Raw genomic sequence first — 15,463 nt, 5'->3', positions numbered from 1 at the left:
CGCTCACCGCCCGCCGGCCGGCCGGGTCGCGGTCACCAGGATCATGCTCCGGGTCTCCAGGCCGGGGTGGGCGGCGAGATGGGGCGCGAAGCGGGCCACGGCGTACGGCAGTCCGAGCAGGTCGGCGACCCGCGCCTGCCAGTCCCGCTCGCCCCACCACTTCTCGGCGTCGGCCAGGTGCCACACCCAGGGCGTGCCGGACCCGGACAGGGCCTCCAGCCAGGGCCGTACGAAGGGCGAGTCGGCGGCGTCGGCGTTCAGGCACTCCGCGCCGAGGGTGCTGCCGGGCGCGGACAGCTCACCCGCGACGGCGACGAGCCGGTCCACGGCCTCGGACGGCAGATAGAACAGCAGCCCCTCGCACAGCCAGGCGGTGGGCTGCCCGGGGTCGAACCCGGCGGCGCGCAGGGCGCCGCCCCAGTCGGCGAGCAGATCGGCGGCGACGGGCGCGCGCCGCGCGGCGGTGGGAGTACGGCCCTGAAGCACCTCCTCCTTGAACGCGTGCACGGCCGGCAGGTCGACCTCGAAGACCTGCACGCCGTCGGGCCACTTCAGCCGGTACGCGCGGGTGTCCAGTCCGGCGCCGAGCAGCACGACCTGGCGGATGCCGGAGGCGCGGGTCGCGTCGAGGAGGTGGTCGTCGAAGAAGCGGGTGCGTACGGCGAGCCAGTCCGGCAGCACCTGCTGAAGCAGCCCGGTGCCCGGCGGGGCCCCGGCGTCCCGCGCCCGGGTCAGGAACTCGGCGGCCAGCGGATCGTGGAACAGCGCGTCGGGCCGCTCGGACTCCTGGGCCCGCATCCGGACGGTCCAGAGCGCGGTGGCGGAGACGCCGGGCAGGCCGGTGGGGGTGTCGTCGTCGTACGGGAGGGGTTGGGGCATGGGTGAGGCCCTTCGGAAACGTGGAGGTGAAAACGGGCGGAACGGGGATTCGGACCCGGCGAGGTTGGTTGTTGCGGATCCCGACCCGGATGTGGCGAGGTCGGCTGTGACGGATCCCGATCCGGACCGGCGAGGTCGTGGCTGTTGCGCAGCCGCTGATCAGCGTGGCGGCCGGCGTCGGTCGAACAGCAGGGCCGCCGCCCCCAGCGCCATCAGCACGGGCGACGGCTTCCAGGCGCGCTGACCGCCCATCGCGGCCGGGGTGTACGGCTCCTGGACCTGGAGGGCGAAACGGCGGTTCGCGGCGTCGGCGAGCAGCCCGCGCCACTGCTCGGGTCCCGTCGTCACGGCCGCCAGCAGGTCCATCGTGTTGCGGGCGGCCTGGTCGACGGAGAAGTACTCGCGCAGCAGGGCGACGATGATGCCGCGGGCCTCCGCCTTGAAGACCTCCGCGAGGGCGATGTCCGGGGCCAGGCAGCGCACCGAACCCTCCAGGTTCGCGAAGGACTTGCCGAGCAGGGAGATCGACGGCGCGGAGCCGATGCCGCGGCGGGTGGCCTTCTCCAGGACGGTGGTCAGCGACACCCCGAAGTTGATGTCCTCCAGGGAGGCCGTGGCGACCTTGGGCACGAGTGCGGCCATGTCGGAGGCGAACGCGGGCAGATTGGACCAGGCCGTGACCCGGCCCATCTCGGCCCACGCCCAGGCCAGTCCATGGCCGTCGTTCTGCGCGATGGACATCAGCAGGGGCAGCAGGCGCAGGCTGGTGCGGCGGTCGAGCCGGCCGACCATGCCCCAGTCGATGAGGGTGGCGGGGCCGCCGGGCAGCGCGAAGACGTTGCCGGCGTGCGGGTCGGCGTGGAACATCCGGTCGACGAAGTAGCCCCGGTACATGAACCGCAGCAGGTCCTTGCCGATCTCCGTGCGCTCACGGTCACTGAACGCGCGGCGGTCGAGGTGGCGTACGGAGGCGCCGGGGGCCAGCGACTGCACCAGTACCTTGGGGGTGGCGTGCACCACGCGGGGCACGTCGAGGGTGGGATAGCGGCGGATGTTCTCGCGGGCCTCGTCCATGTTGCGGGCCTCGCCGGTGAAGTCCAGCTCGGGCTCCATCGCGTCGAAGATCGAGTCGAGCATGGCCTCGACGTCGATGACCTCGTTGAAGCGGGGTGCGGTGCGGGCGACGATCCGGGACGCCTTGCGCATCAGCGCCATGTCGGCGCGGACGGTGTCACGGATGCCGGGCCGCTGCACCTTCACCACGGCGGGGCGTCCGCCGGGCAGCTGGACCCGGTAGACCTGGGCGAGGGAGGCGGCGCCGAGCGGGCTGGTGGTGTCGACGTCGTCGAAGCACAGCTTCCAGTCCGGGCCGAGCTCCTGCGCCAGCACCGGCTCGAACACGGAGAACGGCTGGACATCGACCCGGTCGTGCAGATTCTGCAGCTCGGCGATCATCACCGGCGGCACCATGTCGGGCCGGGTGGACAGGATCTGCCCGAGCTTCACATAGAACGGGCCAAGACTCTCCAACGCCTTCCGCACGGCCCGCGCCCGCCGGACCCCGTCCCCGGGGGAAGGGTTCGTCGGGGACGCAGGATCCCGCCCGGCCCGCCGACGAACCCGCGCCACATGCCCGACCTCGTCCGCGACGAGGCCACCCAGCACCTTGACCACCAGCCGCAGCCGGTTCCCGAGCGGCGCACTCATGTACGGCGACCTCCTGAATCGTGACGTCGTGTGGTCGGTCTAACGGGACCCCCGGGGGCCATCCCCCATGGACGACACCGCCCGCCCGGACAGCTGCGCGGCTGCCCACCCACCCGGACCGACGGGTCGGCGCCCGATCGGGTCGGTCCCGATTCGCGGGGCGAGTGCGCCACCGGCGGACGGCACCGGCTGGTCGTGCCGGGTCGGCCACCGGGCGGACGGGCACCGGCCGGTCGGGACGAGCCGACCACCGGGCAGACGGCACCAGCCGACCCGATCGAGCCGACCACCGGGCAGACGGCACCAGCCGACCCGATCGAGCCGACCACCGGGCGAACGGCACCGGCTGGTTGTCCCGCGGCCGCCACCCGTCACGGCGGCCGCGGGATGTACAGGGTGTACGGGGGTGTACGGGGCCTATGGGATGGGACGTACGGCGCGGCTACGTCGCCTTGCGCGCCGCAGGTGCTCGGCCACCGCCGGTGACGGCGCCGGTGACCTGCTGGACGTTCTCCAGCACCTGCGCCAGGTTGGCGACCAGCTCGGTGAGCTGGGAGAGCTGGCGGGGCAGTTGGGCCAGGCCCTCGGCCATGTCCGCCGCCCCCGACACGGCCGAGGCGGCACCCCCGGCCACCTGCCCGAGCGCCCCGAGCGGACCCCCGCCGGCGAGGGCGGCCACCGGGTTCGCGGCACCCGCGGCGCCGGTGAGCGCGGCGAGCGGGTTACCGGCCCCGGCTGCCCCGGTGAGCGCGGCGAGCGGATTCACGGCCCCGGCCGCTCCGGTGACCGCCGCGAGCGGGTTGCCCGCGGCGCCGGTCAGTGCGGCCAGCGGATTGCCGGCGCCGCCGAGCGCGGCGGCGTTCGCGGCGTTGGCGAGGGCGGCCACCGGGTTGGCGACCCCGCCCAGGGCGGACAGCGCGCTGACGGTGCGCAGCACGTCACCGGGCAGCCCGGTCAGCGCCTGCATGGACTGCGCCGGGCCGAGCCATTCCAGCCCGTCCCGGTTGTCGCTCTTCCGGTCGAGAATTTCGTCGAAGGCCTTCTTGGTGCTGTCGGCGATGTCGCCGATAAGGTCCTTGATGGTGTCCTGCGTATTATTCTTCCCCACGCCCATTGCCTTTCGTTTTCGCCAGTCTGCCAACCAATTCGAGACAGCCCTCGCGGAACTTTCGGAACTCATGGAACTCACGGAACTCCGAGCAGGAATCCCCAAATCCGCTAGGCCACCGCCCCGTCCAGCGCACGCGCACACACCAGCCGCAACCGCGCCCGGCCCCGAGTAAACGCACCCTCGGCCGCCTTGACCGAAATTCGATGCATACGCGCGAATTCCAGGGTGGAGATGCCCTGCGCCCGGGCGAGCACCACCTGCCGCTCCCGCCCGCGCAGCAGGTCCACCTGCCCGAGCAGCCAGCGCCCGAAGTCCTTGTCGCACACGCCCTCGTCGGGCAGCTCGGGCACCCCCACCTGTACGGCCCGGCGCAGCAGCCGATGGCGCCGTTCCTGCTCGCGGTAGTGGTCGGCGCACAGCCGCAGCGCGACCGCGGTGAGAAACGGCCCGATCCGGTCGCGGTCCAGGTTGCCGTGCGCGGCGGCCCGCACCATGGCCTCCTGGACACAGTCCTCGGCGTCCTGCGCATTCGGCAGCCGGCGCCGGACCAGCCGCAGGAGCCGTTCCCGGTGGCCGGCGATCTCGACCCAGGACAATTCCCGGCCGTCGTCCTTGCCCTTGCCCTCATCCTCGGACACCGAAAAACCAGGTGACCGGTGAAATTCTCTGGAGCAATTCACGAAATCCCCTCCGCCCATCACCCGAAAACTGTCCGGCCGACCCCGGGGACAAACAGGCGCATTGGACGTCCACTCATCCGCATGAACCCCATCGAACGCCCCCACACAGGACCCAACTTCATGCTAAAAATCGAGAACCGAAGCACCGACGGCCCGTTTTCCCAACAGGTTGGCCAACCGCTTATCACTGCGGAAACGTGCCGCCGCCACACAGAAACGTGCCACCACTGGTCAGAGCCTCACCGCGGCTGTGCAGGAGGCGTTCGTCGCCGGCAGCCGCTCACCCGTCTCGCACTCGGACAACGCCGCCGGCTCGGCGTCGGCCGGGGCCGCTTCATGTCTTGATCGCCTGCACGTCGGTGGAGCTTCGGTGGAGCCAACGATCACTGAGGCCCCGAAAACGCCAACGACCCCAGTTCAGATGCGCTCTGAGCTGGGGTCGACCGGTAGGCCCTGTGGGACTCGAACCCACAACCAATGGATTAAAAGTCCACTGCTCTGCCAATTGAGCTAAGGGCCCAGGCGATGTTGCCTCCCCGAGCATAGCCCGAGGAGGCCGCGTCGCCGATCGGGTATCCGAGAGACGGGGCCGGACGCGGGGCGAAAGGTGCCGGAAGGGGCCGGAAGGGGCCCGAAGTGCTAGGGATCTACCGGTTCGCGAGCTGCCGACTCCCGCGCCGCCTCCCTCCCCACCGTCCGCTCATGCCCCGGGTTCAGGAACCAGTGCCGAGCCGACGCCACCCACCAGCTCGCCGCGAAGCCGAGGACGACCAGGACGGCGATGGGGGCGTAGTTGAAGGTTTCCCAGGTGACCGGGGAGACCTGCGGGAGCATGAAGAGGATCGTGATGACGGCGACCCAGCCGACCGCCACCACACCCACCGGACGCGACCAGCGGCCCAGATGCCACGGGCCCCGTTCGAAGGCCTCGCCCTTGCGCAGGCGCAGCAGCGTCGGGATGACGTACGCGATGTACAGGCCGATCACCGCGATCGACGTCACCGCCGCGTACGCCGTGACATTGATCAGGTAGGGCAGGCCCAGGGCCAGGGCGCCCAGTGCGGCCAACCAGACCGCCGCCACCGGCGTCCGGGTGCGCGGGCTCACCGTGTGCCAGACGCGCGAGAACGGCAGCGCGCCGTCGCGCGAGAAGGCATAGATCATGCGGCTGTTGGCCGTCACCGACGCCATCCCGCAGAACAGCTGCGCGCCGATCACGACCAGCAACAGCAGTTTGCCCGCCGTGGCGCCCAGCGCGTCGAGCAGGATCTGCGCGGGCGGTGCGCCCGTCGGGGACGTGCGCGCGCCCTCGTACGACTGGATGGCGAAGGTGAAGCCGAGCAGCAGGACGAAGCCTGCTATCCAGGACGTCCAGATCGAGCGGACGATCCCCTTCGGGCCCGCCGTCGACGCGTCCCGCGTCTCCTCCGTCATGTGGGCCGAGGCGTCGTAGCCGGTGAAGGTGTACTGGGCCATCAACAGGCCCAAGAGGACGACGTACACCCCGCTCCCCCAACCCGTGTTGTTCACGAACTCGCCGAAGACGAAGGATGCGGACTGGTGCTGGTCGGGTACGAAGGTCAGTGCTCCGACGATCACCGCCACGCCCAGCACGTGCCACCACACGCTGATGCTGTTCAGCAGGCCGACCACCCGGACGCCGAAGGTGTTAAGCAGGCCGTGGAGCAGGAGGATCCCCGCGAAGAGGAGGATCGTCCGGGCCGGGGTGACCTCCCAGCCGAACTGCAGGTTCAGGTACGCGCCGAGGAAGGACGCGGCGCCGAAGTCGATGCCCGCCGTCACCGCCACCTGGCCCAGTACGTTGAACCAGCCCGTGAACCACGCCCAGGCGGCCGCCGTCCGCGACGGCGCCAGTCGATGCGCCCAGAAGTACAGACCCGCCGACGTCGGGTACGCCGAGCAGATCTCGGCCATGGCCAGGCCGACGAACAGGGTCATCAGGCCGACCGCCACCCAGCCCCAGGTGATCACCGCCGGGCCACCGGTGTTCATGCCGAACAGGTAGAGGGTCAGGCAGCCGGAGAGGACCGAGATGATCGTGAAGGAGACCGCGTAGTTGGAGAACGCCGACATACGGCGGGCGAGGACCTGGGTGTAGCCGAGCTGGGCCAGACGTTCCTCGTCCGTCGGCCCGCCACGCAACGCGTCATCTGTCATGCCCCCAGCAATTCCCTCGCCGGGGGCGTGACACACGTCACGGATTGACCAGAACAGGCCCTTGCTGATTAGGACAGGCCCCTGTAGCCCTGCCAGCCCGTCCCGATCCGCACCCGTGCCCCGAACGAGCCCTTCCCCGTCCCGGGCACCCGGTACAACACACCGGCCGTGTCCCGCGCGACCAGATCGGCCGTCCCGTCCCCGGTGATGTCGCCCACCCCGACGACCACGTTGTACGACCCGCCCCAGTTCGACGCCAGCTTCACCCGCGACGTGAAGGTGCCCTTGCCGGTGCCGTAGTACCGGTACAGCACGTTCGCCTTGTCCTGTGCGACCAGGTCCCCGATGCCGTCCCCGTTCAGGTCACCGGCGCCGACGACCTTCTTGTACGTCTTCCAGTTGTCGTACAGCTTCACGCGCGCGGCGAACTTGCCCGTGGTGGTGCCCTTGTAGAGGTACACCGTGCCGGTGGCGGCCGTGCGGGCGAGCAGGTCGGGCCGGCCGTCCTTCGTGACGTCGCCGGGCGAGGTGAGAATGTCGTACTGGTTCCAGCCGGTGCCCGTGCCGATCGTGGTGTACGGCGTCGACGGCTTCAGCGCGGCGCCGCAGGCCGGCTTGTACAGCCGTGTCGTCCCGCTGCTGAACTTCACGAGCACGTCGTTGCAGCGGTCCCCGCTCAGATCACCGACCGGCACCGCCTTCACGCCGGTGGACCAGCCACTGCCGGTGACCTTTCCGGAGAAAGCGCCCTTGCCCGTGCCCTGCTGGAAGGTCAGGCCGCCGGAGGAGTCGAGGGTGAGCAGGTCACCGATGCCGTCCGGTCTTCCCGACGGGCCCACATGGTCGTGGCGCACCGGCGCGCCCTTGTGCAGCCGCACCGTGCCGCGCGTCTGCAGCGGGGCGCCGACGCCGTCCGCCGCAGTGGCCTGGAGGGTCCAGTCGTAGGTGCCGTTGGGCAGGAGGGTGCCCCCGGTGCCCCTGCCGTCCCAGCCGACGCTCAGTGCTCCTCGCGCGGCGCCGCCCCTGCGGACGGCGACGACCTTGCCCGTCGCCTTGTCCCGCACGGTCAGTTCCCAGCTCGCCGACGGCTTGGACAGCAGCACGGTGGTCAGCGTGTCCGGCACCGCGTCGATCTCACGGGCCTGGACGTACGCCGCGTTCTGCGCGGGCCCGAGCAGCCGCAGCGGCTGCTGTGCCACGCCGGACGGTACGAGGTGCACGCGCTCCTGCCCGTCGACGTAGGCGGCGTTGGCGCCGGACTCGTCCACCGTCCAGCGCACGTCCCGCTGCGAGACCCCGGTGTCGGGCAGGTCGCCGATGACCCGGCTCGCGGGCGTGCCGCCGACGACCGTGGTGAGCGTCAGCTTCCCGGCGGCCTTGTCGTGCGTGACGACGTACCCGTCGCCGAGCTTGGCCTCGCCCGTGGGGACGGGCACGGACTTCTTCGCCGTACGGTCGTAGACCCCGGCGCGGTCGTCGCAGCTCCAGTACAGGTAACGGCCCAGCGCCTGGAGTTCGTCCGGCGTGCAGCCGGCGTCGGTGGTGAGGGTCTCGGTGGTCTTCTTCGCAGCCAGGTCGTACGCCGAGACCGCCCCGGCGGCCGTACCCGCCGTCCACAGCACCCCACCGGCGAGCGCGGCGGCGCCGGGGGTGCGGGTGACGGTCGGGGTGGCGTAGTCGTCGATCCGGTACACGTACTGCTTGTCCGCGGTCGTGTGCAGCACGTACCGGCCCGAGACGTCGGTGATCCGGCCGCCCCCGGGGACCGTGCGCTGCCACACCCCCGTCGGGCCGTCGACGCGGATCACGTCCTCCTGCGCCGAACCGCGCTCCAGCCAGGCGATCCGGCCGTCGGCCGTGCCGAACAGCTGGGAGCAGGCGACGTCGGTCGCCGGGCACGCCGTCATCCGCGAGCCCGTGCCGGGCGTGAACGACGTGCGCGCGCCGAACGTGGGCGTGCCGTGGGTGGCGACGGTCCGTACGTAGTCGTCACGCTGCCCGGCCGCACTGGTGTCGGTGACGACCAGGCGGCCCTGCTCCAGGGAGATGCCCTGGACCGGGGCCGGCGGCCTCGGCAGCGGCTTGACCCGCGTGACCACCGGCTTGCCGTCCGGGCCGGCGTGGATGCGCTGGATGCCCCAGTCGTCGGCGCCGGTACGGCCGACCGTGACGGCGGAGCCGTCCGACACCGCGGACACCGCCAGGCGCGTGGCGGTCAGCAGCGTCACCTCCGGGCCGCCCGCGATGGGCCGGGCCTTCACGTCGTCGGAGCCGCTGGGCTGGTGCACCAGCCAGTCGCCGACCACGGCCAGGTCGTCGACGCTTCCGTTCACGGCCGCCTCTACGGGGGTGGCCGACAGGTCCGAGCGGGGCACCACCAGCACCTTGGCATCCGGGCCCACCCGGTACATGGCGACGTACTCGGGCGAGATCTTGACCAGGGCGTACGTCGTGCCGGGCAGCGCCTGGGTCCAGCCCTGGACCTGGCCGGTCGTGCGGTCGACGGCCACCATGCGGGCGGTGCCGTCCAGGTCCGCGTTGAAGAACACGCTCGACGCGTCCGCGCCCCGCGCATGGCCCAGCCGCATACCGGCGGGCAGCCCGCCGACCTCGGTGTCGACGACGGTGCCGTCCGCGCCCACGGTCAGCAGGTGCAGGACGCGCCTGGTCGTGCCGTCCGGGTCGGTCACGGACTGGGCGGTGACGACGGTGGTCCCGTACACCCCGAGCAGACCCTGGCCGACGGGCAGTTGAACGGTGCGGGTGCTGCCGTCCACCGGGTTCCACAGGTCGATACGGCCCTCGGGGTGGCGGTACGCCAGGATGTCGCTGCCGGTGCCGCTGAGGGCCACGGTGCGTGCAGCGGGCGGTGCCTCGAAGCTCCTGCCGTCGGAGTACCGGGTCCACAGCAGCCCGGTGTGGCCCTCCAGCCGGTGGTACACGCCCTCGGTCCCGGCACCGTCGGTACCCGTCTGGGTGTCCGGGTGCTGCAGCACGGCCACGGTTTCGCTGTCGCGCAACGCGGCCGGTACGACCGTCTCCTGCGGCGTGTCCGCCACCGCCGTGGTCGGCAGCAGCGGGCTCAGACCGGCCGCGAGCGCGGCGGACGCGGTGACGAGTCGTACGAAGGCATGACGAGCCAAGGAAACACCCTCCCCTGCGGATGAGAGGCGAGCTGTGCCCCGCGTCGGTTCCCCCCGCCCCGGGTGTCACATCCCCCTCAGAAGTCGGCTGATCATACAGCCGTCGCACAGCCTTTCGAGATGTGAAAAGCGCCGTGGCCCCACCCGGCGAAGGGTGGGGCCACGGCGCTCATGGCTCACATGCTGCGGTGGCTCACGTGCTGCGGAGGTCAGCCGTTGCGCTTCCAGCGCGGCTTGTCCTCGCGGCGCCCGAAGGAACCGCCGCCGCGGTGGTCGTCACGGCGGCCGTACGGGCGCTCGTGACCGCCGGTGCGGAAGCCGGGGCGGTCGCCCTGGCGGTCGCGGTTGAACGGACGGTCGCTGCCACGGTGGCCGCCGCGCTCGTCACGCCGGTCGAAGGAACGGGCCGGACGGTCGTCGCGCCGGAAGCCGCCGCGGTCGTCGCGACGCTCGAAGGAACGGCCGCCACGGTCACCGTCACGGCGGTCGAAGGAACGCCCACCACGGTCGTTGTCCCGGCGCTCGTCCCGGCGGAAGCCGCCACGGTCGCCGTCACGGCGGTCGAAGGAACGGCCACCGCGGTCGTCGCGGTCGTCGCGGCGGAAGCCACCACGGTCGTCCCGACGCTCGAAGGAACGGCCGCCACGGTCACCGTCCCGGCGGTCGAAGGAACGCCCACCACGGTCACGGTCGAAGGAGCGACCACCACGGTCACCGTCCCGGCGGTCCCGGCCGTCCCGGCGGTCCCGACGCTCGTACGACGCCGAAGCCCCCGTACGCTCCGACCGCTCGGTCCGCTCGAACCGCTCCGTGTCCCGCGCCCCCGCCTGCTCCGGCACCGACACCTCGATAACGTCCGGCACCTCGGTCGCCTCAGCCGCCTCGGCCACCACGGCCTGCGCCTCGGCCACCGCCGCCTGCGGGTCCTCGCCCCGCTCGCGGGCGACCCGGGCGACCAGCCGGTCGGCCTCCTCGCGCAGCTCGGCGGCGCGCCGCTGCGCCCGCTCCAGCTGCTTGGTGAGCTGGGCGACCTCGCGCTCGGCCTGCTGCGCGGCGTTGCCCGCGGACTCGGCCTGCACCTCGGTCATCGACCGGGCGCCGGTGATCTCGGCGACCTCGGGGTCGAACGCGCCGGCGCCCTGGATGATGTGGCGCGAGGCGTCGACGCCCGCGTCCTCCATCAGGCGGAAGATTTGGCGGCGCTGGTGCGGCAGGGCGAGCGACACGACCGTGCCGGTACGCCCGGCGCGCGCGGTACGGCCAGCCCGGTGCAGGTAGTCCTTGTGGTCACCGGCGGGGTCGACGTTCAGCACCAGGTCGATGCCGTCGACGTGGATGCCGCGTGCCGCGACATCGGTGGCGACGAGGACGTTGACGTACCCGTCCTTGAAGTCCGCCAGCGTCCGGGTCCGGGCGCCCTGCGTCATACCGCCGTGCAGCGCCTCGGCCTTGGCACCGGCGTCGCGCAGCTGCTCGGCGACGCGGTCGGCGCCCAGCTGGGTCCGCACGAAGATGATGGTCCGCCCCTTGCGGGACGCGATGGCCGCCGTGACCGGCGCCTTGTCCTTGGGCTTCACGATCAGGATGTGGTGCGACATGGTCGTCACCGCGCCCTGGGCCGCGTCGACCTCGTGGGAGACCGGGGCGTTCAGGTAGCGGTCGACGAGGGTCTGGATCTCGTTCTCCATCGTCGCGGAGAACAGCATCCGCTGACCGCCCGCCGGGACCTGGTCGAGCAGCTCGGTCACCTCGGGCAGAAAGCCGAGGTCGGACATCTGGTCGGCCTCGTCGAGTACGGCGATCTGCACGTCGTCGAGCGAGCAGGCGCCGCGGTTGATGATGTCGCGGAGGCGGCCGGGGGTGGCGACCAGCACGTCGACGCCGCGCTCCAGGGCGTAGATCTGGTTGCCCATCGACGTACCGCCGCAGACCACCTTCATCTTCAGCCCGAGGACGTCCCCGTACGGCTGGAGCGCGTCCGCCACCTGCATGGCGAGCTCACGCGTCGGCGTGAGGATGACGGCCCGGGGCCGCTTCTTCTCGGTGCGGCCGCCGGCGAGCTGGGCCAGCGCCGGCAGACCGAAGGACAGCGTCTTGCCGGAGCCGGTACGGCCGCGGCCCAGGATGTCCTTGCCGGCCAGGGCGTCCGGAATGGTCGCGGCCTGGATGGGGAAGGGGGTGGTCACACCGTTCTGCGCGAGCTTGCGCACGACGCCCTCGGGCAGGCCGAGGTCGGCGAAGGTGAGGTCGGGGGACTGGTCGTCGCCTTCTGCGGGCAGGACGGCGTGATCAGTACTGGCGATAGACATACGTCTGCGAAACCTTCCGGAGTCTCGTCGGCACGCGCCCGTCAACTCCGTGATTCGCACACGACCGCCTCAATGCGGTCCGCCACGGCAAGGGAGAGTACGCGCCACACGGCGCGCTCTGCGGTGGCGCCGGGCAAATGGGATCAAACGATCTACCAAGATACGCACCCACCACCCCGAAACGCAAACCGAGCCCGTTACGGCAGGTCGGCGGCCCCTACCGGCGGCTTGACGAGGACGCCCCGACCGGCAGTCGGCGGCCCTACCGGCGGCTTGACGAGGCACCCCAACAGGCAGTCGGCAGCCCTACCGGCGGCTTTATGAGGCGCCCCGACCGGCATCCGGGCGACCCGAACGGCAGTCGGCAGCCCAAGCCGGACGGCGCGGTGAGACGAGCCACACCGCCCACACCCTGACGGCCGACCGGCACCCCGGCCGGATGCCCCCGCCCCCAGCCTGACAGCCGTACCCGCAGGCGGTAACGCCTGGGGCGCCGACCACGTCGATGTCATCGGAGGCTTCGGCGAGGGCCGGGGACGCCATGGCGTACACGCCCGCGTCGCCGCTGCCGATCAGCGCGACGGCGTGCCAGACGCCCGCGCCGACAGCCCGACAGTCGTACCCACAGCCAGGCACCCCCACCCACAGCCCAACAGCCCGCACCCAGCTATCGGCCCCTGCCCCCAGCCGGACAGCCCGCACCCAGCCGACGGCCCCCGCCCCAGCCCGACAACCCGCACCCAGCCGACGGCCCCCGCCCCAGCCCGACACCGCCACCCCCTAGCCAGCCCGGCACCCCCAGCCAACCCCACCCCTAAACCGGCGCCCCCGCCTCCGGCGCCGGCTCCCGATGTGCCAACTGCGGTCCCGTCTCCTCATGTGCCGACGAAGACGGCTCCGCCGCCGTCGGGTCGGGAGAGGTTGGCGGATCCGGTGACGGTGGGGGCGGTTCCGGGTCCGGGGTCGTGCGGGTGGGCGTCGGCTCGGGTGGGGGCGGCGGTGGGTCGCCCGGCTTGGCGGTGGGGCCGGGCCTCGCCGGTGCCGAGGCCGACGTACTCGCCCCCGGCGCCTTCGCCGACCCCGACGGCTCGGGCGTCTCACCCGGCGACGCCGAGCGACCGCCCTTCCCGTCCTTGCCGCGCGCCGGCTCCGCGCCGCCCGCTGCCCCGCCGCCCGCGACACCACCGCCCGACAGCGCGCTCCCTCCGTCGGGCGCCTCGCCACCCCGCGGTCCCGCCGAGTGCGACGGCCTGGCCCGATCGCCGTCGCCGTCACCCACGCTCATACAGCCGGCGGCAGCGGCGACGGCCACCACGGTGGCGGCCAGGCGAACGGGTACGTACAAGGGGCGCACGGGAGCCACCTCCGAGGCGGGGTGATGGAGTCAACTTGCCCAACTCCCGCCGCCCACAAGAGGACACGCGCCCCGTTACCCGTATCCCAGCGCGTGCAGCCGCGCGTCGTCGATTCCGAAGTGATGGGCGATCTCGTGCACGACCGTGATCTCGGTCTCCACGACGACGTCCTCACGCGTCTCGCACATCCGCAGCGTCGGCCCCCGGTAGATGGTGATCCGGTCCGGCAGCACCCCGGCGTACCACTCCCCTCGATCGGTCAGCGGCGTCCCCTCGTACAGCCCGAGCAGCTCGGGATCGTCGGCGGGCGGTTCGTCCTCGACGAACACCGCGACGTTGTCCATCAGCCGCGTCAGCTCCGGCGGGATCCGGTCCAGCGCCTCGGCGACCAGTTCCTCGAACTCCTCGCGCGTCATCTCCAGCACAGGCCCCATTGTCCGGTACGACACCCCTGTACGAGACCCCTGCCACCACCCCGTTCGACCCACTCGGTGCCCGCATATCCACCCGCGCATATGGGCATACGGGACCAATGGCCCGCGTCCCAGCCGCCGTCCGGAACACGATGAGCCGTCTTCGAAGCATCCGCCGCCCCCGCCCCACCACCGACACCCCCGAACTCGAACTCGCTCCCCCACCCGCCAACCGCTGGACCCGAGCCCTGGGTCTCCTGGCCGTCGTCCTGCTGGGCGCCTGGCTGGGGCTGCTGGTGGTGGGAAATGTCCGGGTCCCGGTCGGCCCGATGGACACGACGATGACCCTGCGCCCGTCCGTCACCGGCGGCACGAAGATCAACGTCTCCCCGCTGGGCGCCCTGCACCTGGACAGCCACATCGCCCCGGTCCGCCTGGACGTGAACGTCGACCAGCTCGACCCTGACCGCTCCCAGGCCTTGGTCGACCACCCCGAACGCCTCTCCGGCCTCCAGGAGGAGGTCGCCCGGGACGTCGGCCACGGCGCCCTCGACCTGGCGTTGCGCTCCTGCGTTGCCGTCGTCGCCGGCGCGACCGCCCTCGGCCTCGCCGTCTACCGCCGCCCGCGCCGCGCCCTCGCGGCCGGCGGCCTCGCGCTCACCCTCCTGGCGGCCTCGGGAGCGACGGCGTACGCCACCTGGAACCCCAAGTCGGTCCTGGAGCCGAGGTTCTCCGGCCTGCTCTCCTCCGCCCCCTCCCTGGTCGGCGACGCCCGCAGCATCGTCACCGAATTCGACGTCTACCAGAAGGAGTTGGCGCGGCTGGTGACAAACGTGACGAAGCTGTACGACGCCACGTCCACGCTCCCCGCGTACCGCCCGGACCCGACCACCATCCGCGTCCTGCACGTCTCCGACATCCACCTCAACCCGGCGAGCTGGAAGATCATCGCCTCACTGGTGGAGCAGTACAAGGTGAACGTGATCGTCGACTCCGGCGACACCATGGACCACGGCACGTCGGCGGAGAACGGCTTCCTCGACCCGATCGAGGACCTGGGCGCCCCCTACGTCTGGGTGCGCGGCAACCACGACTCCCGGACCACGCAGCGCTACCTGGAAGGCCTGAAGAACGTGCACGTCCTCGACGACGGCCGCGCGGTGTCCGTCGCGGGCCTGCGCTTCGCGGGCATCGGCGACCCCCAGTTCACCCCCGACCGCACCAACACGCCCGGCGCCGAGGCCTCCCAGGAGCTGGCCGGCGCCCGTCTCGCCAGCTCCCTGCGCGACCAGCGCGCCGTCGGCACCCCGGTGGACGTGGCCGTCGCCCACGAACCCGAGGCCGCCCGGCAGACGGACGGCGAGGTCCCCCTGGTCCTCTCGGGCCATCTGCACCACCAGGAGATGGAGGTGCTGCCCTACGGCACCCGGCTACGCATCGAGGGCTCGACCGGCGGCAGCGGACTGCGCGCGGTGGAGGGCGAACACCCCGACCCGATCGAGGCGTCGATCCTCTACTTCGACCGCGACACCCGCCGCCTCCAGGCCTGGGACGCGATCCGCCTGGGCGGTCTCGGCCTCACGACGGCGGAGGTCAGCCGCCATCTGGTGGAGGAGAACCAGCCGGGAGCCACCCGGTCCCCGTCGCCGTCCCCCACCCCGTCCCGGGAGCCCAGTCCGTAAACCGTT

At 72.0% G+C, this 15,463-nt stretch carries 10 protein-coding genes and 1 tRNA gene; 2 read left to right on the top strand and 9 right to left on the bottom strand.

What is annotated here, in order from left to right; all coding sequences use genetic code 11:
• Positions 1–3: 3 nt before the first annotated feature.
• The 8 genes from SSP24_RS29635 to SSP24_RS29600 form a co-directional block, all read right to left on the bottom strand.
• The gene (locus tag SSP24_RS29635; protein ID WP_141312948.1) at positions 4–879 is read right to left on the bottom strand and encodes an SAM-dependent methyltransferase; all 876 of its coding nucleotides are present in this window, start codon (positions 877–879) and stop codon (positions 4–6) included.
• A 159-nt stretch (positions 880–1,038) separates the two neighbouring features.
• A complete protein-coding gene (locus SSP24_RS29630) occupies positions 1,039–2,586 on the bottom strand; it encodes an ABC1 kinase family protein (RefSeq protein ID WP_141312946.1) in 1,548 nt (515 codons plus the stop codon).
• Between the two features lie 442 nt (positions 2,587–3,028).
• Entirely contained in the window at positions 3,029–3,694 is a 666-nt protein-coding gene (locus tag SSP24_RS29625; protein ID WP_174864738.1) for a hypothetical protein, read from the bottom strand.
• Positions 3,695–3,804: 110 nt separating this feature from the next.
• Positions 3,805–4,335 (bottom strand): RNA polymerase sigma factor, encoded by a 531-nt coding sequence (locus SSP24_RS29620; protein WP_229866097.1) that lies wholly within the window; start codon positions 4,333–4,335, stop codon positions 3,805–3,807.
• Between the two features lie 489 nt (positions 4,336–4,824).
• Positions 4,825–4,897: transfer RNA gene (locus SSP24_RS29615), tRNA-Lys, on the bottom strand.
• A gap of 119 nt (positions 4,898–5,016) precedes the next feature.
• Entirely contained in the window at positions 5,017–6,555 is a 1,539-nt protein-coding gene (locus tag SSP24_RS29610; protein WP_141312942.1) for an amino acid permease, read from the bottom strand.
• Between the two features lie 68 nt (positions 6,556–6,623).
• The gene (locus tag SSP24_RS29605; RefSeq protein ID WP_141312940.1) at positions 6,624–9,698 is read right to left on the bottom strand and encodes an FG-GAP-like repeat-containing protein; all 3,075 of its coding nucleotides are present in this window, start codon (positions 9,696–9,698) and stop codon (positions 6,624–6,626) included.
• A 209-nt stretch (positions 9,699–9,907) separates the two neighbouring features.
• A complete protein-coding gene (locus SSP24_RS29600; protein WP_141312938.1) occupies positions 9,908–12,007 on the bottom strand; it encodes a DEAD/DEAH box helicase in 2,100 nt (699 codons plus the stop codon).
• Between the two features lie 1,013 nt (positions 12,008–13,020).
• Between SSP24_RS29600 and SSP24_RS45155 the strand changes: the two genes are divergently transcribed.
• Positions 13,021–13,386 (top strand): hypothetical protein, encoded by a 366-nt coding sequence (locus SSP24_RS45155; protein ID WP_167529742.1) that lies wholly within the window; start codon positions 13,021–13,023, stop codon positions 13,384–13,386.
• Between the two features lie 50 nt (positions 13,387–13,436).
• Here the strand turns inward: SSP24_RS45155 and SSP24_RS29585 are convergent, their stop codons facing one another.
• Entirely contained in the window at positions 13,437–13,787 is a 351-nt protein-coding gene (locus SSP24_RS29585) for a metallopeptidase family protein (RefSeq protein WP_141312932.1), read from the bottom strand.
• A gap of 107 nt (positions 13,788–13,894) precedes the next feature.
• Between SSP24_RS29585 and SSP24_RS29580 the strand changes: the two genes are divergently transcribed.
• Positions 13,895–15,457 (top strand): metallophosphoesterase family protein, encoded by a 1,563-nt coding sequence (locus tag SSP24_RS29580; protein WP_141312930.1) that lies wholly within the window; start codon positions 13,895–13,897, stop codon positions 15,455–15,457.
• The last annotated feature ends 6 nt before the right edge of the window (positions 15,458–15,463 follow it).

It is taken from the genome of Streptomyces spinoverrucosus, assembly GCF_006539505.1.
Classification (GTDB): domain Bacteria; phylum Actinomycetota; class Actinomycetes; order Streptomycetales; family Streptomycetaceae; genus Streptomyces; species Streptomyces spinoverrucosus.
This window is presented reverse-complemented; position numbering and strand designations above follow the sequence as displayed.